The sequence below is a fragment of the Qipengyuania sp. HL-TH1 genome (assembly GCF_036365825.1).
Classification (GTDB): Bacteria; Pseudomonadota; Alphaproteobacteria; order Sphingomonadales; family Sphingomonadaceae; genus Qipengyuania; species Qipengyuania profunda.
Genome location: NZ_CP142675.1, coordinates 2,677,339 through 2,703,286, shown reverse-complemented (window position 1 = coordinate 2,703,286; position 25,948 = coordinate 2,677,339). Strand labels below are relative to the sequence as shown.

The window sequence follows — 25,948 nt, the reverse complement described above, 5'->3', positions numbered from 1 at the left end:
ACGCCAGCCGGTCAAGCCCAGCCGGTCATGCCCGGGTCGGGTGTGGTGCTAGCGGCCGAGCAGGTTGCGCGCCATGCTTGCGACCTGCGCCAGCATGGCCGGCGCAACCGGCGACTGGCCCTGCGCCCGCGCGACCATGCTGCGGAACCCGCGCACCGCGACGGCCTGCTCCTCGGCCCATTTGGCAACCGCGGCGGGCATGTCCTGCTTGGCATCCTTGCGCCGCGCGAGGCGCCGCAGCAGTTCGAGCCGCATCTGCTGGAAATCGCGCGCGAGGCCAGAAACCAGCAGGCGTTCCCACACATCCGAGGGGCTCATCAGCGCGGCGGTCGACTGCGCCCAGTCGAGACCGAGCCGACGGCCGATATCGGTGAAGGCCTCGGTCAGCCCGATCGGGGCGATGCCGGTTTCGCTGGCCAGCTTGGCGAGGCCCACTGCGCCGTCGAGATCGTAGAGATGCGCGACGCGCGCGGCGAGCGCTTCGGGCGCCCCGGCGGCGATGAGCTGGTCGCACAGGCGATCGGATTGCTGGCGCGATTCGGCGCTCAGCAGTTCGGTGGTGGCGCCCGCCAGCTTGGCGACTGCCTTGCCGATATCGCCGACCAGCGCGCTCGGGTCGACGTGGCCCGAAGAGGTGCGCAGCACGTCCGAAATCAAATTTCCCGCTGCCGCGGCGATCCGGTCGAACAGCATCAGCCGCGCGCTTTCAGGCATCGCTGTGGCATCGATAGACGCCCATAGGTCGGGCAGGTCGAACAGGTGTTCGGCAGCGACGAAGGCCGCGGCCACTTCATCCAGCTCGACGCCTTCCTCTTCGGCCAGTTCGAAGGGATGGATCATCCCCATGCGGTTGACGATGCGGTTGGCGAGCTTGGTCGCAACGATCTCGCGCCGCAATTGATGGCCCGCGATCTGCGTCTTGTACTTCTTGCGCATCGGCGCGGGGAAGGCTTCGAACAGCGTTTCCTCGAGCAGCGCATCGTCGGCCAGGCTGCCGCGCTCGATGGCATCCTGGAGCACCAGCTTAGACGAGGACAGCAGTACGGCGAGTTCGGGCCGGGTCAGGCCGGCGCCATCGGCCGCGCGCCGTTGCAGCGTCTGGTCGTCCGCCAGCCCCTCGGTCCGGCGGTCGAGATTGCCGCCAGCTTCGAGCGTCTGGATGATATGTTGCTGCGAGGCCATTGCCCGCGCGCCGCCGACTTCGGCGATCGACAGCGCAAGTGCCTGCAAGCGATTGTCCTCAAGCACGATCCGTCCGACCTCGTCGGTCATCGATTCGAGCAGCGCGACCCGCTTGGGCTCGCTGAGCTTGCCCGCGCGCTTGGCGGCGGCCAGCGCGATCTTGATATTGACCTCATTGTCCGAACAATCGACGCCCGCCGAATTGTCGATGAAGTCGGTGTTCGATCGTCCGCCGCCATGCGCGAACTCGATCCGGCCTGCCTGCGTGATTCCGAGATTGGCGCCCTCGCCGATGACCTTGGCGCGGACGTCCTTTGCATCCACGCGCAGCGCGTCGTTGGCCGGGTCGCCGACCTGGACGTTATTCTCCTGCGACGCCTTGATATAGGTGCCGATGCCGCCGAACCAGATGAGGTCGACCGGCGCCTTCAGGATCGCCGAGATCAGCGCCTCGGGCTCGATCGTGCCCTGCTCGATGCCCAGCTTCGCCTGCATCGCCTTGGACAGCTTGATGCTCTTGGCGTCGCGCGCGAAGACCCCGCCGCCCTTGGAAATCAGCGCGCTGTCGTAATCCTCCCAGCTCGAGCGGGGGAGCGCGAACAGGCGCTGGCGCTCGTCCCAGCTGGCGGCCGGATCGGGATTGGGATCGAGGAAGATGTGGCGGTGATCGAAGGCGGCGACCAGCTTGATCGCCTTGGACAGCAGCATCCCGTTGCCGAAGACATCACCCGACATGTCGCCGCAGCCGACCACTTCAACGGGCTCGCTCTGCACATCGACGCCCATCTCGAGGAAGTGGCGCTGGACGCTGACCCAGGCACCCTTGGCGGTAATGCCCATGGCCTTGTGGTCGTAGCCTTTCGAGCCGCCGCTCGCGAAAGCGTCGTCGAGCCAGAAATCCTTCGCTTCGGCGATCGCGTTGGCAACGTCGGAGAAGGTCGCGGTGCCCTTGTCGGCGGCGACCACGAAATAGGGGTCCTCGCCATCGGTGATGACCACGTCTTCCGGATGGACGACCTTGTCGTCGACGATGTTGTCCGTGACCGACAGCAGCGTGCGGATGAAGGTCTCGTAGCTGGCGCGCCCCTCGGCGGCCCAGGCCTCGCGGTCGAGCGCCGGATTGGGCAGCTGCTTGGGATAGAACCCGCCTTTCGCGCCGGTCGGCACGATCACCGCGTTCTTGACCCGCTGCGCTTTCATCAGCCCGAGAATCTCGGTGCGGAAATCGTCGCGCCGGTCGGACCAGCGCAGGCCGCCGCGCGCGACGGGGCCGCTGCGCAGGTGGATACCCTCGACCCGGCGCGAATAGACGAAGATTTCGCGGTAGGGGATCGGCTTGGGGAGATTGGGCACCTTGGCCGAGTTGATTTTGAAGGCCAGCGCTTCGGCCGCCGCGGGGGCGAAGGCGTTGGTGCGCAGGATCGCGTCGATCAGCGAGTTGTAGAGCCTGAGCAGGCGGTCGTCATTGATCGCCTTGACCTTGGCGAGGCCGCGCTTGATCGCGGCGCGCGCATCCTCGACCGCCTTGTCGCGTCCCGTACCGAATTCGGGATCGTGACGCGCGGTGAACAGCGCGATCAGCGCGCGGGTCACGTCGGGCGCGGCAGCCAGCGCATCGACCACGGTGTAGATGGTGAAGCCCATGCCGGCCTGCCGCAAATAGCGGTAGAAGGCGCGCAGCCAGTTCGCCTCGCGCGCGGACAGGCCCGCTTCGGGCACCAGCCGGTTGAAGGGGTCGTTCTCCGCTTCGCTGTTGAGGACCGCGCTGACGGCTTCCTCGATCGCATCGGACCGGTCGATCAGCGCTTTGGGATCGGCACCCGGCTTCAGGTCGAGCAGGAAATCGTGGATTGTCCCCAACCGGCCCTCGTCGAGCACGGTGGGCATTTCGGACCGCACGTAGAAACCGAAATCTTCCAGTGCTGGCACGCCTTCGGACAGCGGCAGGCTGCCTTCCGACTGGTAGAGCTTGAGCCGCAGGCACCCCTGTACCTCGCGGTCGCAGAAATACATCCGCGCGCCGCGCACCACTTCCTCGCTTTCAAGGCTCGCACCGAGTTCGTGCAGGCGCGCGATATCGAGCGCTGCCTCGCGCGGGCCATAGCGGCCGCGGAATCCGGTAGGGAAATGGTCGGCGAAGCGCATGGCAAGGCCCGCCGCGCGGCTGGGTTCCTCGATCGCGCCAAGCTCGGCCTCGACCGCTTCGCTCCAGCCGCGCAGCAGCGTCTGCATCTGCTCCTCGAGCTGGGCCTGGTCGGGCGCCTGGTCGCCATCGCGAATATCGAAAACGAAGCGGATGGTGGCGAGATTGCCGCCTTCGACCTCGAGGCTCCAGTCGAGCAGCCGCGCCGAAGCGGCTTCCTCGAGCAGCGCCTGGATTTCCAGCCGCACCTGTGTCGCGACCATGTCGCGCGGCAGCCAGACGAAGGCGAAGAGGTGGCGCGCCAGCGGCGCCTCGACCAGCGCGAGGCGCGGGCGCGGGCGATCGACCAGGCTCATCATCGTCGTCGCGACGCGTTCGACGTCTTCTTCCGAGAAGCCGATCAGCAGATCGTGCGGGAGCGTGGTCAGCGCATGGACCAGCGCCTTGCCGGCATGGCCGGTGTCGTCGAACCCGTGACGGCTGCGCAGCGTATCGAGCTGGCGACGCAGGCGCGGCACGCTGCGCGGCGGCGCGGCGAGCGCGGCGCTGGTCCAGACCCCGGCATGGACCGAGAGCGCGACCGGCTTGCCCTGCTCCTCGATCGGCACGATCAGCAGGTCGAGCGGGACGCGGCGATGCACGTTGCTGAGGTGGTTGGCCTTGATGATCAGCGGCCGGCGCTGGTCGGTGCCCGCTTCGAACCAGGCGAAAGCGCGTTCGTATGAGGCTTCGGCGAGCAGCACTTGCGCGCTGCGGCGGCAGATGCCCAGCTCGTTCACCTGGCGCCCGTCGCGGTGACGGGTGACGTGACCCAGCTGGGTCAACATGCCCGAATTGAGCCAGTCGAGCAGCTCGGCGCCTTCATTGTCGGTTGCCGCGATCCGCTTTGCATCGCTCGCCATGGCCTCCTGCAGCGCGGGCCAGTCGGTGACTGCCGCGCGCACGTCGGCAAGCGTTTCCTTGAGCGTTTCCTGCAACTGGCGGCGGGTCTTGGCATCGACCCGCGCAGCCTCGATGTAGATCATCGATTCCCAATAGGCCTCGTCCGGATCGCCTTCGGGGATGCCGGTCAGCCGTCCGGTCTTGTCGCGCTCCACGGGGATGACCGGGTGGACCAGCCGGTCGATCGACAGCCCCAGAGCGGCAATCGTCGCGGCGACCGAATCGACCAGGAAGGGCATGTCGTCATTGACGATTGCGATGCGCGTGAGGCGGCGTTCGTCGCTGACGCTTTCGATCGCCATCGCAGAACGCCCAAGCGTACGCTGGACGGCCAGCTGCCCGACAAATTGCGCGGCGTCGCCAAGCTGCGCCTTGTCGAACGGCGTATCGCCGCTGAGCAGCGACAGGCGCATTCTCTCGGTGATCGCATTCTGGAGGGTTTTCGGAAGGACGGCAGTTGTCGAACCCATAAGGGGCCTCTTCTTCTTGCGGCGCATGATCGTTTCCGCGCCGCGAAATATCCGAGTCGTGTGCGCCACGACCTGCGCGCCGCGCCTAGGCCCGTTGCAGGCGGGCTGCAAGGTGCTGTGCGTGCAAAAGTGCAATCGTATGCGCGCCATCATGCGGCCCGCCGACGCTACGGCACGCTAGTCCGTCAGGACATCCATCGCGAGTTCCAGCGCCCGGCACCGCGCGGCGGGATCGAACATGCTGCCGCCGAAGACGATCTCGTCGGCCCCGGTCCGTTCGACAAAGGCACGTACCGCCCTAGCCGCCTGTTCCGGCGTGCCGATCGCGCTGGCCTGGCCGATATGCGCGAGCATGGCCTGCGCTTGCGGCGGCAGGCTGGCACGGTAGCCGCGGACCGGCGGCGGTAGCTTGCCCGGCGTGCCCGTGCGCAGCGCGACGAAGGCCTGCAATTGCGAGCTGGCGAGATATTCGGCCTCGTCTTCGGTATCGGCGACGAACAGGTTCATCGCCGCCATCACATGCGGCGCGGGACAGGCTTCGGAGGGCTGGAAATCGCGCCGGTAGAGTTCGAGCGCGCCATCGAGGTGGTCGGGGGCGAAGTGGCTGGCAAAGGCGTAGGGAAGGCCGAGCTGGGCGGCGAGCTGCGCGCCGAACAGGCTCGACCCGAGCATCCAGAATTCGGGCCGCGCGCCGAGCCCGGGGGTCGGATGGATCGCGGTTTCGCCCGCCATCAACGCCATTAGCTCGACCACATCCTGCGGGAACATCTCGGCGGCGCGATGCAGATCCTTGCGCAGCGCACGCTGCAATTCGGGACCGGCTCCGGGCGCCCGGCCTAGCCCGAGGTCGATCCGCCCGGGAAACAGCGCATCGAGCGTCCCGAACTGTTCGGCGATCTGGAACGGCGTGTGGTTGGGCAGCATGATCCCGCCCGACCCGATCCGGATGGTCGAGGTGGCATTGCCGATATGTGCCAGCACGACTGCAGTCGCCCCGCCGGCAATCCCGGCCATGGCATGGTGCTCGGCCACCCAGAAGCGCTTGCAGCCGGCCTTTTCGGCGGCTTGCGCGAGCATGGTCACGGCATCGAACGCCTCACCCAGCGTGCCCCCCTCGCGGACGGGGACGAGATCGAGAACGGAGAAATCGGTCATGATGCAAGCTGCTCCAGATAGGTCCGGGCCCGGGTGGCCTCGGTGCTTTGCGGCGCGACCAGCAGCACCGATTCGAAACTGCGCCGGGCTTCCTCGTCACGCCCCGACAGCGCGGCGATCACACCCGCCTCGAGCCCGACTGCGGGGTCCTGCGGCGAAAGCAGGGCGGCCTGCGCAATCTGTTCACGCGCTTCGCCAAGCCGTTCGAGCCGCCGCGAGAGCGTGGCCGAAAGCAGCCACGCGCGGGCATTGGCAGGATCCGCTCCGCGTGCGCCGGCCAGCGCAGCCACCGCGTCCTCGTTGCGGCCCATGGCAACCAGAGCGCGTGCGCGGTCGACCGACACGCTCCCCAGAAGCGGCGCATCGGCGGCATCGGTGGCGTAATTCACTGCGCGGGTGAAGGCGATTTCGGCGATGGCGGGATTGCCCTGCGCCATGGCCGCATTGCCCGACATGGCCGAAAGCCGCGCCTGGTAGGCCGGGGCACCGGGAGGAACTTCGCCAGCGGCCAGATCGAAGGCGCGCTGGGCTTCGGCGAAATCGTCCAGCCGGACGAGCGCGAGACCAAGGCAATGCGCCGACTGGGCCAGCTCGAGCTGGTTCGCGGCGGTCTCGCGCCAGGCCTGCGCCATATCGCTGGCAGCTTCGGCATCATCGGCGGCGAGCGTAACGCATTCGGCCAGCTTGCTGCCCGAGGTGCCCGTGATGCCGACGGGTGCAGCCGCACGCTCGCGCGGCGGGCGATCGCGCAATTCCTCGGGTAGGCCGGGGAAGGCGTTGGCGCCAGGGTTAGGGCCGACCTGCAGGATCAGCAGGGCGATGGCGGAGGCAATCATACAAGGCCTTTCGAAAGCGCGTCGACGGTGCGCAGCAGCAGGGCGATGTCCTGCTCGCGCGACAGGCGGTGGTCGCCGTCCTTTACCAGTGTGACCTGTACATCGTCCGAACGCAGCGCGGCGGCGAGACGCAGGCTGATGTCCCACGACACATCCGGATCGCGCTGCCCGTGGATCAGCCGCGCGGGTGCGGTGATGGGAATCTCGCCGCCGAGCAGGAGCTGCGCCTGCCCGTCGCTGAAGAAGCCCGGGTGCAGCGGTGTGGGGTCGGGCCCGTAGGGGTTCTCGTCGTAGATGGTCTCGCCCGCGAGCAGTTGCGCCTTGTCGGCATCGGACCGTCCCCAGTCGGTGAAATCGGGGGCCGGGGCGAGGCCCACCAGCCCGGCCAATTGCCCGCCAAGCGTTTGTCCGACGGCCAGCATCAGCCAGCCGCCCATGGAAGACCCGATGACGATTACCGGTACCTCGATCAGCGCATCGACCAGCGCGAGCACCTCCTCGCGCCAGAGCGAGAGCGTGCCGTCGGCAAAGTCCCCCTCGCTCGCGCCGCAGCCCGAATAGTCGAGCAGCAGGCACGCCTGCCCCCGCGCCCGTGCCCATTCAAACACGGCGGTCGCCTTGCCGCCCGCCATGTCGGACATATAGCCCGGCAAGAAAACCAGCGCGGGGCCGCTGCCGTGCGCGTAGCGATAGGCGATGCGCTTGCCGCCGGGCATGACATGGAACTGGATATCGCTCATTTGGGCATGCTGTTCACGCGACCGTGCGCGATTGCAAGGGTCAGAAGAAGCCGAACTCCTCGACATCGGGATCCTGCGCGCACATCGATTTGAGCGCGGCGAATTCCGCTTCGGTCAGCACCGGGGGATAGTCCGCGTCCTCTTCTGCCGCCGCGCGATAGGCCTCGGCGCGCTCGCCCGAGGACGGGTGGCTCGCCAGCCATCCGATCATGGCGGGGGCATCCTCGCTATCGCCCCGGCTTTTCGCCATGCGTTCGAAAAATCCGGCTGCGCCCATGGGCGAGATATTGCTTTGGGCCATGCGCGCGCGGGCATAGTCGTCCGCCTCGCGTTCGGCATCGCGCGAATAGCCCATCGCGGCGAGACCGAAGACGCCGTTGGTGACGCCCGAATCGGCGCCGGCCAGCAGGATCGACAGGCCGAACTGGCGCAGCAGCGCGGTCATCACATGGCGCTCGCGGACATGGCCGACCTCATGGGCGAGCACACCGGCCAGCTCCTCGGGGCTATCGGCCTGCTGGACCAGCCCGTCGAACAGCATGACCTGCCCGCCGGGCAGCGCGACTGCATTGACCATGGCCATATTGGCAACGCCTGCGCGTACCTTTTCCTCCGCCGGATCGACCTTGGCCAGCAGCTTGGCGAGCGCCGCATCGCCCGCTGGCGTATGACAGATACGGCCGCCGAAATCGCCGACCATCGCCTCGCCGATCTGGCGTTCCCAGCCGGGCGGGATACGCGGGCCGAGCCAGTCGGGTGCGGTCAGGAACAGCGCCACCGCCGCGGCGCTGGCAACGCCGAATATCGCCGCCGCTTTGCCCAGTCCGAGCTTGTCGACCCAGGCGCCGTAATCGCTTTTCGCAGGTAACTGCGCGGCGAGGCCCGCGGGGATCTCCTTGGGCAGGATCAGGCGGAAATCGGGCACGCTGGCGCGGTGATAGACGCGCTGTTCGGGACGGATTTCGCCGAAGCGCAGGTCGGCGGCGTCGAATTCGTCGCGCGCTTCTGGCCCCGCCAGCGTGAACCCGCCGCGCCCGTCCCAGCTCAGCGTCCCGCTATGGCGCACCGCATTGGTGCCATCGTACCATTGGGCGGCAGTCTGGAACGCGTCTTCCATCGGCTCAGATCGCGCCCATGTCGAAGGCGTCGAGCAGGCCCTCGCCATGCTTCGCGGTCCTCGTCTGCGACTGGGTCAGCTCGTCGAGCAGGATTTCCCCGCTCGCCTCGAGATGCGTCATGAAGAACTTCCAGTGGCGATAGGACAGGAAGACCAGCCCGATCCCGAAGGTAAAGACGACCAGCAGCGCATCGACCACCAGCAATTTCACCCAGTCCAGCGTCGAAGCCGTGAAAGTGAAGTGCAGGTCGCGCCAGCGGGTTGCGCCGACCACTTCGCGGTAGAACTTGGCGAAGAATGCCACTGCGATCAGGCCGAGGCCGAAGTAAAAGAACAGCACCAGGGCGAAAATGCCGATCATCCCGCCGAGCGCGCGGCCTTCCTCGCCGCCGACACCATAACCCGCGAGCATTCCCATGCCGGCCATGATGATCCCACCGGCAAAGAGGACAAAGGGGGTCAGATAGAACAGCAGATAGCGCGCGAAGACATTGCCCGCTTCGGCATCGGCCTCGAACGCGTAGGGGCCGAAGCTCATCTTGCTCCACCGTTCGTTCCACAGGCTGGTCATCGACCAGGGCAGCAGCAGGCCGGCCGGGATCCAGCCGACCGCGGTCTTCCACATATATGACAGGCCGAACAGGAAGCCGGCGGTGTCGCTGCCGCCGCGAATGCCACGCCAGCGGGTGCGCGAAAGGCGGTAGCGCAGCGCGCGGAAACGGGCGACGCCCAGCAGGTAGAAGATCGCCAGCGCCGCGAATGCCGAAAGCGCAATGCCGAGCGATTCGTACCCGCGCGCGACCAGCGCCTGCGCAACGAAGCTCAACCCGAAATAGGGAATGCCGAATAGGACGAAGACCATGACGAAACCGATGAACAGCTCCATTCCGGTGCCTGCCCATTCGAGATTTTCGTCGACGAAGCGCGTGCGCGACCACAGATAGCGGCGCTCGCGCGCGGTCGCCCAGAAGCGGTAAACGCCCAGCGTGACGATCGTCAGCAGCAGGTTCGGCAAGGCGATCCTGGCGAAATCGCGCCAGTTTCCTTCGAAGACGAAGGCGCTGTCGGCCCCGTCCCTCGCGTGCGACCCATGCATAAGTAACGACCCCTGTGAATATACCGCGCAAGGGTCGGGGATCGCCGCTGCCGTGTCAATCGGTGAGCCGCTATTCTTCGCGCAGGAAGATTTCTTCTATCGCCAGCCCGAAAACATCGGCGATCCGGAAGGCGAGCGGAAGCGAAGGATCGTAGCGCCCGGTCTCGACCGCGTTGACGCTTTGCCGCGACACTTCGAGCCGGGCGGCGAGGTCCTGCTGGCTCCAGTCGCGTTCGGCGCGCAGCACTTTGAGGCGGTTCTTCATGCGCCGCGCACCTTCTGCCACAATTGCGCCAGGCCCAGGCCGATCGCCCAGACGGGCAGTACCCACCACGCCCAGATATGCGGCACCAGTTCGAACATCTCGAGAAAGCCCCAGAAGATGCCCAGCGCGAGCACCAGGCCGAGCGCAACCAGCGCTGCCATGATCGTGCGATGGCGCAGATATTCGTCCTGTTCCTCGGCGAGGTAGCGCCCCATCGCCCAGATGATGCCGAAGGTCGGGAGCGTCGGCAGGAGCGAAATGGCGAAGACCGCCGGATCGGACAGCTCGTAGCGGCTCCACAGCGTGACCGCGATGCCGAGGCCGAGTACGTAGCCGAAGCTGCTGAACACGATCCGCCGGTTGTACGAAGCCATCGCCTGGCTGGTGCAGCCATCCGCACCGCGCCGCGCCAGCGGGAAGAGCAGGAAGGTCGCCGCAGCCAGCAGGATGAAGCCGACGGGCGATGCGATCGCCCCGCTCAGTTTCAGCGCCGCGATGACGGCGATGCTGAGGAAGTAGAGCGCGACCCAGCGTCCCGGCGACTTGAGCAGCCAGGGCCCGCCGGTGCCGCTCATGCGCGCATCTTCGTGCTGCAACCGCACGAGCCGGTGCGCGCGATATGAATGGCCGCGAGGGCCGGGAAGAGGATCACGCTGAACTGCGCAAATTCTTCAGGGACGATGTCGAAGACGGCGAGCACGGCAATCGCGATGATCGCGCCGGCGAACAGGAGGGGGGTCTTGAGTGACATGGCAATGGTCCTTTCCGTGATGTAAAGCGTGTTTGTCATAAGCGTCGCCTATTGTCAAGTATGCTTTCCATTAGGTCGTGCGTGCTTGTCGCTTCGCAAAATGGCTTGTCACCACACCGTCATCGGGCGCAGGCAGGGGGCCGGAAGAGGAGAATTCGAATGTTCGCGACTGAACCGCCTGCCGCTGCCCCGCTATCCGCACTCGACCGCCGTTCGCTGCTCAAGACCGGCATCCTCGGGCTGGGGGTGGCCGGCGCTCCCCTCGCCGCGCAGCCGGGCGGGCAGGGGTTCAGCCACGGCGTCGCCAGCGGCGAACCGGCGGCCGAGCGCGTGCTGCTGTGGACCCGCTTCGTCGGCGCGCAGGACACCGCGCTGGAATTCGAGGTCAGCGAAATGCTCGACTTTTCGCGCGTCGCGGCTGGAGGCTCGGTCACTGCACGCGCGGAGAACGACTGGTGCTGCAAGGCCTGGGCCGAGGGGCTCGAACCGGGACGCTGGTATTATTACCGCTTCACCGCACCCGACGGATCGCACTCGGACGTCGGCCGCACGAAGACGCTGCCCGTCGGCGCGACCGACAAGTTCCGCATGGCGGTGTTCTCCTGTTCGAACCTCGGTTTCGGCTGGTTCAATGCCTATGCGCATGCCGCCGCCGATGGCAATTTCGACTGCGCGCTGCACCTTGGCGACTATTTCTATGAATACGGTCCCGGCACCTATCCCTCGAACGAAGAGACGCAATCGGGCCGCGTGCTGTTTCCGGCGCGCGAGATCGTCAGCCTCGCGGATTACCGGCTGCGCTATTCGACCTATCGCCGCGATCCGGACCTGCGCCGGTTGCACCAGCTGTTCCCGATGATCGCCGGCTGGGACGATCACGAGAGCACCAATGATTCGTGGGAAGGCGGCGCGCAAAACCACCAGAGCGAGACCGAGGGCGACTGGTCGGTGCGCAAGGGCGCCGCAGTGAAGGCCTACCGCGAATGGATGCCCGTGTCGGACGAGCCATGGGCCGCCTATGAAGTGGGCGACCTCGCGACGCTCTACCGGCTCGAAACGCGGCTGACCGCCCGCGCCGAACAGTTTTCCTACGGCCAGATCCTGTCGGGCAAGACCAGTCCCGAAGCCGCGATGGCTGCGCTCGTCGCCTTCCGCGAGGGCGACTACCGCGATGGCAGCCGCGAATTGCTCGGAATGAAGCAGCAGGCCTGGCTGGCCGATGGCCTCAAGCGCTCGGCTTCTGCAGGCAAGCCGTGGCAGGTGCTGGTGCAGCAGGTGCTGATGGGCAATCTGGTCACGGCGCCGCGATTGACCGAAGGGCTCCCGGCAGACCTGCCCGCCTATATCCGCCAGCGCATCCTGGCCGGGGCGATGGCCGGCCGCGCCGAATTGCCGCTGAACATGGATGCGTGGGACGGATACCCCGCTGCGCGCGAACGGGTGTTCAGGGCCGCGCTCGACGCCAATGCGAACCTCATCAGTCTGGCGGGTGATACGCATAATGCCTGGGCTTTCGATCTCGATCATGCGGGGGAGAAGGTCGGGGTCGAATTCGGTGTGCAGGGGGTGACCTCCCCGGGACTCGAAAGCTACGCCTCCTACCTCCCGGTCGATGTCCTCGAACGCGAGACGGTTGCGCACAATCGCCAGCTCAAGTGGATGGACGGATCGCGCCGCGGATACATGGCGGTGGAGCTCACCCCGGCCAGCGCATCGAGCGAGTTCCGCTTCGTTTCCAGCGTGCGCGAGAAGGGCGCCGGGGTGAACGATACCCGCCGCGTTTCGACGCAGGCGGGAAGCCGCGCGCTCGATATGGGTTGAGAAACCCGCGGCCCGCACCTAATGTGCCGGCCATGCCCGACGCGCGCATCATCACGACCACTACCACCACTCCGGGTGACCGGGGGCGGTCGGTCGCGGCTTGATCCGCGCCGCCGCCGCCCGGTTTCGGGCGGCATGGCGTTTCCTCCCGAAACCGGATTTTGCGCAAACGCCGCTTCAAGCGCGCGCGCCCTTGTGCCATGGGCGCCGCAACCAGACGGACGACGAATGACATGACGGAACTGCTCAAGATCAGCCTGCCCGATGGATCGGTGCGCGAAATGGAACAGGGCTCGACGCCGGCCGACGTCGCCGCAGCGATCGGGCCGGGCCTCGCCAAGGCGGCGATCGCGGCGCGCGTCGATGGCGAATTGCGCGACATCAACCGCCCCTTCGAGGGCGATGCCGAGCTGGCGCTGGTAACCGCGCGCGACGAAGAGGATGCGCTCGAACTGGCGCGGCACGATTTCGCGCATGTGCTCGCCGAAGCGGTGCAGGCGCTCTGGCCGGGTACGCAGATCACCTTCGGTCCCGCGACCGACGACGGCTTCTATTACGATGTGAAAGCGCCCGAGAGCCGCGACCCGTTCAGCATGGACGATCTGCCCGCGATCGAGGAGGAGATGCGGCGGATCATCAAGGCCGACAAGCCGCTGCGCCGAGAGGTCTGGAGCCGCCAGCAGCTGATCGAGAAGTGGGAAGCCGAGGGCGAGACCTTCAAGGCCGAATGGGCGCGCGAACTGCCCGAGGACGAGGCACTGACGGTCTACTGGTCGGGCGAGGACTGGCTCGACATGTGCCGCGGGCCGCACCTGCCGAGCACGGGCAAGCTCGACCCGCAGGCGTTCAAGCTGATGCGGGTGGCGGGTGCCTATTGGCGCGGCGACCAGAAGAATGCGCAGCTCACGCGGATCTACGGCACCGGCTGGCTCAACAAGAAGCAGCTCAACGCGCATCTTACGCGGCTGGAAGAAGCGGCCAAGCGCGACCATCGCAAGCTGGGCCGCGAGATGGACCTGTTCCACTTGCAGGAAGAGGCACATGGCAGTGTCTTCTGGCACCCCAAGGGCTACCGCATCTGGCGCGAGCTCGAAGCCTATATGCGCCGCAAGATGGATGGCGCCGGCTATCGCGAGATCAAGACGCCGCAGCTGATGGACGTGCGCCAGTGGGAGCAATCGGGTCACTGGGGCAAATATGCCGAGAACATGTTCGCGGTGCCCGACATGGTGCCCGAGGTCGACGACAGCGATGCGGGTGCGCATCCCAGCGTCGCCAAGGACGCCGACTGGATGGCGATCAAGCCGATGAACTGCCCCGCGCATGTTCTGGTCTTCAAGCAGGGCATCACCTCCTATCGCGACCTGCCGATCCGGCTGGGCGAGATGGGCTGCTGCCACCGCAACGAACCGCACGGGGCGCTGCACGGACTCATGCGCGTGCGCCAGTTCACGCAGGACGATGCGCATATCTTCTGCACCGAGAAGCAGGTCGTCGAAGAGGTGCGCGCCTTCTGCAAGCTGGCCGCCGACGTCTACAAGGACTTCGGCTTCGGCTTTGCGATCAAGCTCGCGCTACGGCCCGAGAAGCGTCTGGGTTCGGATGCGGACTGGGACAAGGCCGAGCAGGAACTGCGCGATGCGGTCGAGGAAGCCGGCATGATGAGCGAAGAGTTCGGCTGGGAAGAACTGGAAGGCGAAGGCGCCTTCTACGCGCCCAAGCTCGAATGGCACCTCACCGATGCAATCGGCCGGACCTGGCAGGTCGGCACGATCCAGGGTGACCGCGTGCTGCCCGATCGGCTCGATGCGACCTATATCGGCGAGGATGGCGACAAGCATCGCCCGGTCATGCTGCACCGTGCGATCTTTGGTAGCTACGAACGCTTCATCGGTATCCTGATCGAACATTTCGCCGGGCGCCTGCCCGTCTGGCTTGCCCCGGTGCAGGCGGTGGTCGCGACGATCGTGTCCGACGCCGACGACTATGCGAAGGAGGCGGTCGCCAAGCTCGAGGCCGCGGGCATCCGCGTCGAGAGCGACCTGCGCAACGAGAAGATCAACTACAAGGTGCGCGAGCACAGCCTCGCCAAGGTCCCGCACCTGCTGGTTGTGGGCAATCGCGAGGCCGAGGAAGGCACGGTCGCAGTTCGCACGCTGGGCGAGAAGGATCAGCGGGTGATGAGTCTCGACGAAGCGATCGCGATGCTGCGCAGCGAAGCCACCCCGCCCGACTTGCGCTAGAAGGACTGCACGCGATGGACCTGCTGGCGGCCTATGCGCCGTGGCAATTGGCGGCGGCGCTTGCCGCGGCCTTCGGCTCGGCCTTCGTGCGCGGCCTGACCGGCTTCGGCATGGCGATCCTGCTGGTCCCGATCCTCGCGCTGGCATTGGCGCCGGTGGAGGCGGTGCTGCTGGCCAATTTCCTCTCGCTCTTCATCGGGCTGAGCGAGGTTCGGCGGCTGGTGCGCGGGGCGGAGCGATCGGCATGGCGCATATCCATCCTCGTGGTGCTGGTCACCCCGCTCGGCCTGCTGGCGCTGGCCGCGACGAGCGATGACCTCGCGCGCTTCCTGATCGCGATGATTGCGCTGTCCGCCTTCTTCGCCATTCTCCTGCCGCGCCGGGCGGGCACCGAGCCGGGGCATCTGGCGACCGGGGGTGTGGGCGTACTGAGCGGGCTGATGACGGGTTATGCGGGAATGCCCGGCCCGCCGGTGGTGCCCTATTATGTCGGGCGAGCCATCCCGCGCGAGACGGCCAAGGCCTCGATGATGCTGATCTTCACCATTGCGGCAGGCGCGGGCCTGGTTTCGGGCGCCGCGCTGGGAATCCTCGCCTGGCGCTTGCCGCTACTGGCGGCGTTGCTGTTCCCCGCCGTATTGCTGGGGAATTGGCTGGGGGATCGCGCTGCGGGGCGGATCGGGGACGCGCTGTGGCGCGCGGTCGTCGGCGTGATTTTGGGCGGGGCTGCGCTCGCGGCGCTGCTGCGGCTGCTCTAGGCGATCAGAACGGCAGCACCGGTCCGGCGAGGACCAGCGCAAGGCCGCAGCCACCCACGATCAGCGCGCGCGCGAGATCGACCACCGACTGGGCGGGGGTCTGCGTGCGGGAGAGAGCGGTGGGCTTGACCATGACCGCCATTCTCGGCTGCAATAGCTAATGAAAGGTTAAGGCTGCCATCCGGCCGCGGGCATCTGCTGGCTGGCGCAATGGAACCCGCCTCCGCCGGCAAGCACGGCATCGCCCGGCAGGCCGATCGTTGCGCGGTCGGGGAACAGTTCGGCGACGGCTGCCACACCATCTTCGTCATGCGGGCTGCCGAAGGTCGGCACGACGACGAGATGGCTGGTGATCGCGAAATTGGCGTAGCTCGCGGGTTCGACATGGTCGCCGCTGGTGACCAGCCCGGGCGAGGGGATCTGCTTCACGGTCACGCCCGCAGCCTCGGCACGCGCCTTGGCGTCGGCGTAGATCGCGGTATTGGGATCGTCCTTGCCGGTGGCGCGTGGCAGGCACAGCGTGTTGGGCGCCACAAAGCGCGCGAGATTGTCGACATGGCCATCGGTGTGGTCGTTGATAAGCCCTTCGCCAAGCCACAGCACGCGGTCAAAGCCGAGGTCGCGCTTCAGGCGCTCTTCGATGGCTTCGCGCGACAGCTGCGGGTTGCGATTCGGATTGAGCAGACACTGCTCGGTCGTGGCCACCAGCCCCGTGCCGTCGCCGTCGATCGCCCCGCCTTCGAGGATCCAGTCCGCCACTTCCACCGGTAGCCCCGCATCCGCGCCGAGTTCGGCGCCGACCGTCTGGTCGCCGTCCATCAGATATTTGCCGCCCCAGCCGTTGAAACCGAACCGCCGCGCGGCGCGGTTGCCTGCTCCGTCGCACAGCACCAGCGGACCCGTGTCGCGCAGCCAGACGTCGCCGTAGCTGCGCCGTTCGAGCGTGACGGCGCCGGTTACCAGCTGGCCCGCGCGTGCCTCGTTGGCGGCGTCGCGGACCAGCAGGCGAACTTCCTGTCCGCTCTCAGCCACGGCATTGGCGAAGGCCGCGATCTGCTCCTGCGCGCGCGGGAGCACTGCGGGCCATTCATCCGCGTCGTGCGGGAACCCGATCCACAGCCAGTCCTGCGGTGCCCATTCGGGCGGCATGCGCAACGTCATGGACCGGTTCTCCCGCTCGGCAGGCTCAGGCGGCGCAGCCAGCGCCTTCGGCGGCGCAATCCTCGTCGCGCGTGCCCTTGAACTCGTCGCCCTCGTTCCAGTTGGGCCAGCTGGTCGAATCGCCCAGCATCCGCCCGATGCGATAGAACAGCGCGAGATCGCTCATCACGCCCGACCAGTCCCAGTTCGGATCATATTCGTCCTTCGGCCCGTGATAGCGGTTTTCGCGATAATCGGCGGCCACTGCCGCGCCCGCTTCGGTGCTGCCCTCGATCAGGTCTTCGCCGCCGTCGAGATAGAGCATCGGCACGCCGCGCTTGGCGAAGGCGAAATGGTCCGAACGATAGTAATAGCCCGCTTCGGGGTTCGGATTGGGCGTAGTCACCCGGTCATCGTTAATCAGCGCCTTGTCGAGGAACAGATCGAGCTGTGACTTGCCCGGTCCGACCACGGTTACGTCCTTCGCCGCGCCCGCCATCAGGAAGGCGTCCATGTTGATCCCCCCAACTGTCCGGTTGAGCGGGAACACCGGATTGGCGGCATAATAGTCCGCGCCGAGCAGGCCCGATTCCTCGGCGGTCACCGCAAGGAAGACGAGGCTGCGCTTGGCGGGGCCTGCCTTGGCATGCGCTTCGGCCAATGCGACCAGCGCGGCGGTGCCGGTGGCGTTGTCGACCGCGCCATTGCAGATGTCGTCGCCATCGGGTGCCGGCGTGCACCGGCCGAGGTGATCCCAATGCGCCGTGTGCATGACATATTCGTCGGCGCGCTCGCTGCCCGGCAACATGCCGATCACGTTCTGCGAGGCAAAGGTGCGGATATCGTTGCGGAAGCTGGTCGAGGCGGTGAGGCCAAGCGGGACGGCAGTGAAGCCTTTCTCGCGCGCGGCGGCCGACAGTTCGCCGAGGTCCTTGCCCGCGGCGCCGAAGATATTCTCCGTCACGGTCTTCTGCACCCAGCCGTTTACCTGCGTCATCGGCGGGGGATTGTCGCCGCGCGAGGCATAGGCCTGCGGACCCGACCAGCTGCTTTCGACTACGTTCCAGCCATAGGCGGCCGGCGCAGTGTCGTGGATGATGATCGCACCCGCCGCGCCCTGGCGTCCGGCTTCCTCGTATTTATAGGTCCAGCGGCCATAGAAGGTCATCGCCTTACCGTTGAACGGACCCTCGAGCGTTTCCGCGCCGAAATCGGGATCGTTGACGAGGATGACCGCGGTCTTGCCCGTCATGTCCAGCCCGGCATAGTCGTTCCAGCCCTTCTCGGGGGCGTTGATGCCATAGCCGACGAAGACCAGTTCGCTGTCCTCGAGCGTGGTCTGGACATCCTCGCGATAGGTCACTCCGACCCAGTCGCTGGCATAGGCCAGTTCCATCGCCTCGCCTGCGCCGCCCGCAATCGTCAGCGGCGCGTAATTCTTGCCGGTGATCTCGACCAGCGGGACATCCTGCACCCAGCTGCCGTTATTGCCCGGCTCGAGGCCTGCCTTCTCGAATTCCTCGATCAGATAGGCAACGGTCTTTTCCTCGCCCGGCGTACCCGGTGCACGGCCTTCGAATTCGTCCGAGGACAGCCGTTCGGTGACGCGCTTCATCGTCTCTTCGGACAGTGTGCCGTCGGCGACTTCGGGCAGGTCGAGCCCGGTGTCCGCGCCTGCATCGGGATCCAGCCCCATGTCGCAGGCGGACAGCACCAGCGCCGCGCTCGCGGCAAGGATGAAGCGTTTCATCGCAGAGGTTCCTCTTCTCACATCTCGCATTGCGCGCGCTTGTGTCAGCATGGCGGGACGAGGGCAAGCTTGCGCGGGCGCGCAGGCGGCGGCAGGGATGCCGGCGATGGCTGCCGACTGGACCTCCGCGCTGAACCGCGCCCGCGACCATGCGCCCTTCCTTGCGCGCGTGCTGGAGCGCCGACCGGACTTGGCCCGGATGCTGGCCGAGGGCGCGGGCGAAGAGGCGCTGCTGGCGGCCAAGCAGGTCGCGGAAGCCGACGTGGCAACGGCGCTGCGGCGCGAACGTCTGGGTCTGGCGCTGGTGCTGGCGGTAGGCGACCTCGCGGGGGCCTTCGATCTCGAGAAGGTCATGCGCGAACTGTCGACCTTTGCCGACCGCGCGCTGCATGCGGCGCTTGCGGCGGCGATTCGCAAGCGCGTGCCCGATGCCGAGCCAGCGGGAATGATCGGCCTCGCGCTGGGCAAGCATGGCGCGGGCGAGCTCAACTATTCCTCCGACATCGACCCCATCCTGCTCTACGAGCCCGAGCAGCTACCTCGGCGCGAGCGCGACGAACCGGGCGAGGCGGCCCAGCGCTATGCGCGCGAAACGGTGCGGCTGCTGTCGGATGTCACCAGCGAAGGCTACGTCTTCCGGGTCGATCTGCGCCTGCGCCCGGCAGCCGAAGTCAGTCCGCTGGCGATCTCGCTCGACTCGGCCATCACGCATTACGAAAGTTCGGCACTGGCGTGGGAGCGCGCGGCGTTCATTCGTGCGCGGGCCTGTGCGGGCGACATCGGTGCAGGCGAGGCGTTCCTCGACCATATCCGCCCCTTCGTCTGGCGCCGCAGCCTCGACTTCGGTGCGATCGACGAGGTCCGCCGCCTGACCCACCGCATCCGCGACGAACAGCGCGGGCCCCGGGTTCCGGAGCCGGGCTACAACCTCAAGCTGGGGCGCGGCGGTATTCGCGAGATCGAATTCTTCGCCCAGACGCATCAGTTGATCCATGGCGGGCGCGACCCCTCGCTGCGGGTCCGCGGAACGCGCGCGGCGCTCGATGCGCTAGCCGCGACCGGCCGGATATCCTCGGCGGATGCGCAAGCGCTGGGCCAAAGCTACGACGGTCTGCGCACGATCGAGCACCGGCTGCAGATGGTCGGCGACAAGCAGACGCATACGCTCCCTGCGGGGGAAGCGCTGGACACGGCCGCGCGGCTGCACGGACTGGATGGCGGCGCCGCGCTGATTGCGCTGGTGGAGGATCTCGCCCGCCCGGTCGCCGAACGGTTCGATGCCCTGCTCGACGAGGACCGGATATCGGTCCCCAAGAGCGCGCCGCATGTCGTGGCGGACACCGGCGCCGCGCCCGACATCCCGGTCGAACTGGTCGAACGGATGAGCCAGTGGACTGGGGGGCGGTATCCGGCGCTGCGCAGCACCGCCGCGCTCAGCGCCTTCGAGGCGATCCGCCCCGACCTGCTGTCCTCGATCGCGGATTCGCCCGACCCCGCGGCTGCCGCAGTGCGCTGGGAAAGCCTGATCGCGCGCCTGCCGAGCGCGATCAACCTGTTCCGCCTGCTCGAAGCGCGCCCCGGCCTGTTCGCGCTGATTGCCGATTGCCTGACGCTCGCGCCGCCACTGGCCGAGGATTTGTCGCAGCGGCCCGAACTGCTCGACGCGCTGATCGACCGTACAGCGCTCGACCTGCCGGGCAGTGTTGCCGAGCTCGCAGCGCACATGGGCCGGCGCGAACGCGGCGACGATTACGAGATGCAGCTCGACCGGCTGCGCGTGGTCACAGGCGAAACCCGCTTCGCGCTCGCCGTGCAACTGGTGGAGGCGGCACATGATCCGCTGGCCATCGCTGCCGGGCTTGCGCGGACGGCAGAGGCCGCCTTGCAGGTCGCGGTGGCGGCGGCCGAGGAGGAATTTGCCGCAAAGCATGGCCGGATCGCGGGCAGCGAACTTGTTGTCGTCGGGCTGGGGCGGCTGGGCGGCGGGGTGCTGACTCATGCGTCCGATCTCGACATCGTCTATCTTTTCACCGGCACGCATGAAGGCGAATCGGATGGCGAGCGCCCGCTTGGCGCAACGCTCTATTTCAATCGTCTCGCCCAGCGGGTTACCGCCGCGCTCAGCGTACCGACAGCGCAGGGCGCGCTTTACGAAGTCGACACGAGGCTGCGACCACAGGGCAATCAGGGACCGCTTGCGGCCAGCGTGGAGAGCTTTGCGCGCTACCAGCGCGAGGATGCCTGGACGTGGGAGCATATGGCGCTCACTCGCGCACGGGTGCTGGTGGGGAGCGAGGCCGCGCGTGCCGAGGTCGGCGAATTGGTGACGTCGATCCTGTGCCGCGAACGCGATCCCGATAGCCTGCGCAAAGACGTGCTCACGATGCGCGGCGAGATGGCGGCGCACAAATCGGCCAAGGGACCGCTCGATGCCAAGCTGCTGCGCGGCGGGCTCGTCGATATCGAATTCCTGGTGCACTACCTGCAATTGCGCGATCGCGCTGCGCTTGGCCCCGATCTGGGGCCGGTCATCGGCAAGCTGGTCGCCGCGGGCAAACTGCCGCCCGCGCTTGCAGGCGCGCACCGCTTGATGACGCGGCTGCTGGTCGGTACGCGGCTGCTCGCGCCCGACCTGGCCCGCCCCAATCCCGCGGCCGCGGCGCTGCTGGCGCGGCAGAGCGGGTGCGGCGACTATGCGGATCTGACGCATTGCCTGCGCGCGGCGCGTCACGATGTAGCCGCGGCATGGCAGGATGTGTTCGGCGAAACCCTGGAGATGGACGAATGACCAAGACCTATGGCGAAGGCGATGCCTTTCCCGATTTCACCATGGAAACGCCCGATGGCGGCACGCTGACCAAGGCCGACCTGGCGGGAAAGAAGGCGGTGATCTTCTTCTACCCCAAGGACAACACCCCGGGCTGCACCACCGAGGCGAAGGATTTCTCCGCCCTCAAGCCCGAGTTCGACAAGGCGGGCGCGGCGCTGCTCGGGGTCAGCAAGGATTCGGCGAAGAAGCACCAGAACTTCATCGCCAAGCACGATCTCACCGTCGCGCTCGCAACCGATGCGGCCGAGGGCGGGCTCTCGGATACGCTCGGCGTATGGGGCGAGAAGCAGATGTATGGGAAAACCTTCATGGGGATGATCCGCTCGACCTATCTGCTCGACGAGAAGGGCCGGATTCAGCGCGTCTGGCCGAAGGTAAAGGTCAAGGGCCACGCGGAAGAGGTGCTCGCGGCGGTCCGCGGCGGCTGACGTGTCTCCTCGCCGCTACCGATCTGCCGCGCTGGATTCAGGCGGCTGTCGGTGCGCGGCGCGCTGAACCGAGGGGCAGCAGCCCTCCGCCACACTACGGGGCGCGAGGGCAGGCGGTCCGGTGCGGAATGCGATTCGCCGGTAGAAGCGAAAAGCGGCCCGCGAGGGCGAGTGACGTTCTAAGCCCATGAATTCAGGGCACATATTCTCAAACGAATCATTGACCGGGCAATCGCCCTTATTGCGATCGGCCCGAAGCGTTTTCACGGCTCCGGAACGCCGTTCAGTGGTAACCTACAGAAAATAAAGCGAAAAATCGCCGGGTCCGGGTCTCTTGGGAGCGGCAGGGGTAGCGGTAAACGACTCAACGCGTTTCGCAGGCAACCTGCCGCGCGGTTCCTGCGCAGCTATTGCTTGATTAACTTTTCTGCCGATAACCCAAACTCACAAGAAGCCGGGGGGTTCCGGCGCAGACTGAAAAGGGCGGAAACGGCCGGGACGCCGGGATCGCCAAAAATCGAACAGGCGCGCAAAGCGCCGGATGGACGGGTTAGCATGATCACCAAGCGCACTTCGCTTGTTCTCGCATTGATGGCTGGTTTCGGTATTGCCGCCGCTCCGGCCCATGCGCAGGAAACCAACGCCGCGGCCGCTGTCGGCGCGATCGACATGAGCAAGGTCACTGCACCCGCCCAGGCTGGCGACGACGCGCAGTTCCAGCAGCTATTCGCCAAGTGGGACGAACTCGATCGTACGACCCCGGCCGCTGCCCGGGTTTCGGTGCCGTCGCGCATGCCGCTCGACGACACGCGGCTGACCAGCGATTACGGCATGCGGACCCACCCTGTGCTCGGCGGTCGCCGCAGCCACAAGGGTGTCGACCTGTCCGCGCCGACCGGTACGCCGATCTATGCAACTGCGGATGGTTACATCAGCAAGGCGGAATGGTTCTCGAGCTACGGCAAATATGTCTCGATCGAACACGGCGCGAACCTGCAGACCCGCTTCGCGCATATGTCGGATATCGCGGTGACTGCGGGAAGCCGCGTCAAGAAGGGCGACATCATCGGCTATGTCGGTTCGACCGGCCGTTCGACCGGCCCGCACCTGCATTATGAAGTCCGCATCGACGGCAAGGCGGTCAACCCGGTTCCCTATATGGTCGAATCGGAAGCACAGCGCGCTTTCGCGCTCGCCACCGGCCAGGGCGGCCAGGGTGACGGCGAAGAATAAGATTTTAGCCCTTCAAGGGTCGCAAAAGGGGCGGTGGGAGCGATCCTGCCGCCTTTTTTCTTGCCCATGCGAGAGGCTTGGGTAGGTTTCTTCTCGAAACTGGACGAGTCCGCGGCAGAACGTCGGACCGGCAGACAGGAGAGAGAAGCCCATCATGCACCCCATTACCCATGCGCAGACGCGCCCCGACCATCCCGCGATGATCATGGCGGGCAGCGGCCAGACCGTGACCTTCGCGGAAATGGACGCCTATGCGAACCGCTTTGCGCAGTTGCTGCGGGCACGCGGGCTCAAGCGCGGCGACCATTTCGCAGTGCTGATGGAAAACAATGTCCATTACCTGCAGGTGGTGTGGGGCTCGCAGCGTGCGGGCACGATGATGGTGCCGATCTCGACCCGGCTGACCGCGCCGGAGATCTGCTACATCCTTAAGGATGCGGGAGCCAAGTTCCTGCTCACCAGCACGCGCTATGCCGAGGCGATCGAGGGCATCCGCGACGAATGCGCCGACCTGCCGCTGCTGATCGTCGATGGCGAGGGCGAGGAAGATTACGAAGCCGCGCTCGCCGCGCAGCCTGCCGAGCCGATCGCCGACCAGGCGCCGGGACAGTACATGCTCTATTCCTCGGGCACCACCGGACGGCCCAAGGGGGTCAAGCCCGCGCCGCCCGAGGACGACGACATCCTCGCGACCAATCCGCTGATGGGCCTCGCGGTGATGGGCGCCGGCATGCCCGCCGATGGCAGCATGGTCTATCTCTCGCCCGCGCCGCTCTATCACGCCGCACCGATCGGCTGGTGCACCACCGCCCAGCGGCTTGGCGGCACGGTCGTGGTGATGGAGAAGTTCGATCCCGAGCACGCGCTCGAGACGATCGAGAAATACAAGATCACCGACAGCCAGTGGGTGCCGACGCATTTCGTGCGCATGCTCAAGCTCGATCCCGAGGTGCGCACGCGCTACGATCTCTCCAGCCACCAGCGTGCGCTGCATGCTGCCGCGCCCTGCCCAGTGCCGATCAAGCGCGAGATGATCGAGTGGTGGGGCCCGATCATCAACGAGTATTACGCCGGCTCCGAAGGCGTCGGCATGACGCTGATCAAGGCCGAGGACTGGCTGACCCATCCCGGCAGCGTCGGCAAGGCGATCCACGGCACGCTGCATGTCTGCGATGCCGAGGGGGAAGAGGTCCCCGTGGGCCAGGACGGATTGCTCTATTTCGAGAACGATCTCATCCCTACCTATCACAACGATCCCGAGAAGACGCGCGAAGCGATGCATCCCAAGGGCTGGATGACGCTGGGCGACATCGGCCATGTCGACGAGGACGGCTTCCTCTACCTCACCGACCGCAAGAGCCACATGATCATCTCGGGCGGGGTCAACATCTACCCGCAGGAGATCGAGAACCTGCTGGTTACGCATGACAAGGTGATGGACGCGGCGGTGATCGGTGCGCCCTGCCCCGATTTCGGCGAGAAGGTGGTCGCGGTGGTGCAGCCGATCGACATGGCCGAGGCGGGCGATGCGCTCGAGGCCGAATTGCGCGATTTCCTCGCTCCCAGCCTGTCCAAGATCAAGATGCCCAAGCTGTTCGACTTCCGCGCGCAGCTCCCGCGCGAGGCCAATGGCAAGCTGTACAAGCGCGAATTGCGCGACGAATTCCAGAAGGCGGCCGAACAGCAGACGGAGCAGGCGTGATGGCGGCGCAGGACCGGCCCCGGCTCGATCCGGCCACCGCCCGCGCGGTGATCGACCCGCAGAGCTATGCCGAATGGGACGGCCTGCTCGACACGTTCGACCGCCTGCGCGAGGATACCCCCGTCGCCTGGGTCGAGCCGGCCGAAGATGCGGTGCACCCGCCCTTCTGGCTGGTCACGCGCTATGACGATGTGATGCGCATGTCAAAGGACAATGCGACCTTCCTCAACAACCCGCACAGCGTCGTCTTCAGCCTGACCGAGGGGATCGAGTTCGCCAAGGCGCTCACCGGCGGCAGCGAACACATGGTCGCCAGCCTCGTCACCTTCGATGCGCCGGTCCACATGAAGTACCGCAAGCTGACGCAGGAATGGTTCATGCCCAAGAACCTGCGCGGCGTGGAGGACGAGATCCGCGGCATCGCGCATGCGGCGGTCGACCGGCTGCTGGCGGGCGGCGGCGAGGCGGATTTCGTGAAGACCGTTTCGGCACCCTATCCGCTGCATGTGGTGATGCAGATCCTCGGCGTGCCCGAGGAAGACGAGCCGCGCATGCTGACGCTCACGCAGCAGATGTTCGGCGGCAGCGACGAAGACCTCAACCAGTCGGGGATGAAGGACCTCCCGCCCGAGGCGATCACCCAGCTGGTGGCAGGCGCGGTCAAGGACTTCGAGGCCTATTTCGCCAAGCTCACTGCGCAGCGCCGCGCCAACCCCACCGCCGATGTTGCCAGCACCATCGCCAATGCGGTGGTCGACGGCGAACCGCTCAACGACCGCGACATGATGGGCTATTACATCATCCTCGCCGCCGCGGGGCACGACACCACCAGCGCCAGCACTGCGGGCGCGATGCTCGCACTGGCGCAGGACGCTGAGCAATGGGCGCGGGTGCGCGCCGATCGCAGCCTGCTGCCCGGCATCGTCGAGGAAGCGATCCGCTGGACCACGCCGGTGCAACACTTCATGCGCACTGCGGCTGAGGACACCGAGGTCGGCGGGCAGGCCATCGCGAAGGGCGACTGGCTGATGATGAACTATGTCGCCGCCAATCACGATCCGGCGCATTTCGACGATCCGCGCCGCTTCGACGCCGCGCGCAGCCCCAACCGCCACCTCGCCTTCGGCGCGGGCGCGCACCAGTGCCTCGGCCTGCATCTCGCCCGGCTCGAAATGCGCATCCTGTTCGAAGTGCTGCTCGACCGGATCGAGACCGTCGAACTGGCGGGCGAGCCCGAGCGGTCCAAATCGACCTTCGTCGGCGGGCTCAAGACGCTGCCGCTGCGCTTCACTGCGGCCTGAAAAGGCATCCCGGAGGACCACAAAACGCGTTTGCGGAAAGCGTGA

20 protein-coding genes are annotated in these 25,948 nt (G+C 66.7%); 8 read left to right on the top strand and 12 right to left on the bottom strand.

The features are described 5' to 3' along the window. Positions 1-48: 48 nt before the first annotated feature. The 9 genes from VWN43_RS13785 to VWN43_RS13745 all read right to left on the bottom strand — a co-directional run bounded on the left by VWN43_RS13785 (position 49) and on the right by VWN43_RS13745 (position 10,736). On the bottom strand, positions 49-4,737 hold the full coding sequence (locus VWN43_RS13785) for an NAD-glutamate dehydrogenase domain-containing protein (protein WP_320181355.1): 4,689 nt from the start codon (positions 4,735-4,737) through the stop codon (positions 49-51). Positions 4,738-4,914: 177 nt separating this feature from the next. Continuing rightward, a complete protein-coding gene (locus tag VWN43_RS13780; RefSeq protein ID WP_320181356.1) occupies positions 4,915-5,892 on the bottom strand; it encodes an LLM class flavin-dependent oxidoreductase in 978 nt (325 codons plus the stop codon). Beyond that, positions 5,889-6,728, bottom strand: a complete 840-nt coding sequence (locus VWN43_RS13775) for a tetratricopeptide repeat protein (RefSeq protein ID WP_320181357.1) — start codon at positions 6,726-6,728, stop codon at positions 5,889-5,891. The genes VWN43_RS13780 and VWN43_RS13775 overlap by 4 nt, the downstream gene beginning before the upstream one ends. Further along, on the bottom strand, positions 6,725-7,468 hold the full coding sequence (locus VWN43_RS13770) for an alpha/beta hydrolase (RefSeq protein WP_320181358.1): 744 nt from the start codon (positions 7,466-7,468) through the stop codon (positions 6,725-6,727). Before VWN43_RS13770 ends, VWN43_RS13775 begins: the two co-directional genes overlap by 4 nt. A gap of 40 nt (positions 7,469-7,508) precedes the next feature. Further along, entirely contained in the window at positions 7,509-8,585 is a 1,077-nt protein-coding gene (locus VWN43_RS13765; protein ID WP_320181359.1) for a M48 family metallopeptidase, read from the bottom strand. A gap of 4 nt (positions 8,586-8,589) precedes the next feature. Beyond that, positions 8,590-9,681, bottom strand: coding sequence for a YjgN family protein (locus VWN43_RS13760; RefSeq protein WP_320181360.1), 1,092 nt, complete (start codon positions 9,679-9,681; stop codon positions 8,590-8,592). Positions 9,682-9,751: 70 nt separating this feature from the next. Beyond that, the gene (locus VWN43_RS13755) at positions 9,752-9,946 is read right to left on the bottom strand and encodes a helix-turn-helix transcriptional regulator (RefSeq protein ID WP_253521272.1); all 195 of its coding nucleotides are present in this window, start codon (positions 9,944-9,946) and stop codon (positions 9,752-9,754) included. Next, positions 9,943-10,521, bottom strand: a complete 579-nt coding sequence (locus VWN43_RS13750) for a hypothetical protein (protein ID WP_320181361.1) — start codon at positions 10,519-10,521, stop codon at positions 9,943-9,945. The genes VWN43_RS13755 and VWN43_RS13750 overlap by 4 nt, the downstream gene beginning before the upstream one ends. Then, positions 10,518-10,736 carry a hypothetical protein gene (locus VWN43_RS13745; RefSeq protein ID WP_320181362.1) on the bottom strand — a complete coding sequence of 73 codons (219 nt, stop codon included), beginning with the start codon at positions 10,734-10,736 and terminating at the stop codon, positions 10,518-10,520. The genes VWN43_RS13750 and VWN43_RS13745 overlap by 4 nt, the downstream gene beginning before the upstream one ends. A gap of 120 nt (positions 10,737-10,856) precedes the next feature. Here VWN43_RS13745 and VWN43_RS13740 point away from each other — a divergent pair, with 120 nt between their 5' ends. The 3 genes from VWN43_RS13740 to VWN43_RS13730 all read left to right on the top strand — a co-directional run bounded on the left by VWN43_RS13740 (position 10,857) and on the right by VWN43_RS13730 (position 15,519). Further along, positions 10,857-12,518, top strand: a complete 1,662-nt coding sequence (locus tag VWN43_RS13740; protein ID WP_320181363.1) for an alkaline phosphatase D family protein — start codon at positions 10,857-10,859, stop codon at positions 12,516-12,518. Between the two features lie 233 nt (positions 12,519-12,751). After that, complete coding sequence (gene thrS / locus VWN43_RS13735; RefSeq protein WP_320181364.1) at positions 12,752-14,761, top strand: threonine--tRNA ligase; 2,010 nt, start codon at positions 12,752-12,754, stop codon at positions 14,759-14,761. A gap of 14 nt (positions 14,762-14,775) precedes the next feature. Continuing rightward, a complete protein-coding gene (locus tag VWN43_RS13730; RefSeq protein ID WP_320181365.1) occupies positions 14,776-15,519 on the top strand; it encodes a sulfite exporter TauE/SafE family protein in 744 nt (247 codons plus the stop codon). Positions 15,520-15,523: 4 nt separating this feature from the next. On the opposite strand, the gene VWN43_RS13725 is transcribed toward VWN43_RS13730, so the two are convergent. Genes VWN43_RS13725 through VWN43_RS13715 form a run of 3 tightly spaced genes read right to left on the bottom strand, consistent with a single transcriptional unit; the run spans position 15,524 to position 18,409 of the window. Then, on the bottom strand, positions 15,524-15,652 hold the full coding sequence (locus VWN43_RS13725; RefSeq protein ID WP_265597042.1) for a hypothetical protein: 129 nt from the start codon (positions 15,650-15,652) through the stop codon (positions 15,524-15,526). Positions 15,653-15,687: 35 nt separating this feature from the next. Then, positions 15,688-16,680, bottom strand: a complete 993-nt coding sequence (locus tag VWN43_RS13720; protein WP_320181366.1) for an agmatine deiminase family protein — start codon at positions 16,678-16,680, stop codon at positions 15,688-15,690. 25 nt (positions 16,681-16,705) lie between these two features. Further along, a complete protein-coding gene (locus tag VWN43_RS13715) occupies positions 16,706-18,409 on the bottom strand; it encodes a M28 family metallopeptidase (RefSeq protein WP_320181367.1) in 1,704 nt (567 codons plus the stop codon). A 106-nt stretch (positions 18,410-18,515) separates the two neighbouring features. On the opposite strand from VWN43_RS13715, the gene glnE reads away from it, so the two are divergent. The 5 genes from glnE to VWN43_RS13690 all read left to right on the top strand — a co-directional run bounded on the left by glnE (position 18,516) and on the right by VWN43_RS13690 (position 25,903). Beyond that, a complete protein-coding gene (gene glnE, locus VWN43_RS13710) occupies positions 18,516-21,197 on the top strand; it encodes a bifunctional [glutamate--ammonia ligase]-adenylyl-L-tyrosine phosphorylase/[glutamate--ammonia-ligase] adenylyltransferase (protein WP_320181368.1) in 2,682 nt (893 codons plus the stop codon). Beyond that, positions 21,194-21,667 carry a peroxiredoxin gene (locus VWN43_RS13705; protein WP_320181369.1) on the top strand — a complete coding sequence of 158 codons (474 nt, stop codon included), beginning with the start codon at positions 21,194-21,196 and terminating at the stop codon, positions 21,665-21,667. The genes glnE and VWN43_RS13705 overlap by 4 nt, the downstream gene beginning before the upstream one ends. A gap of 555 nt (positions 21,668-22,222) precedes the next feature. Further along, positions 22,223-22,900 (top strand): M23 family metallopeptidase, encoded by a 678-nt coding sequence (locus VWN43_RS13700; protein WP_253521300.1) that lies wholly within the window; start codon positions 22,223-22,225, stop codon positions 22,898-22,900. 154 nt (positions 22,901-23,054) lie between these two features. Next, on the top strand, positions 23,055-24,602 hold the full coding sequence (locus VWN43_RS13695; protein WP_253521303.1) for an acyl-CoA synthetase: 1,548 nt from the start codon (positions 23,055-23,057) through the stop codon (positions 24,600-24,602). After that, a complete protein-coding gene (locus VWN43_RS13690) occupies positions 24,602-25,903 on the top strand; it encodes a cytochrome P450 (RefSeq protein WP_320181370.1) in 1,302 nt (433 codons plus the stop codon). The genes VWN43_RS13695 and VWN43_RS13690 overlap by 1 nt, the downstream gene beginning before the upstream one ends. Positions 25,904-25,948: the final 45 nt, after the last annotated feature.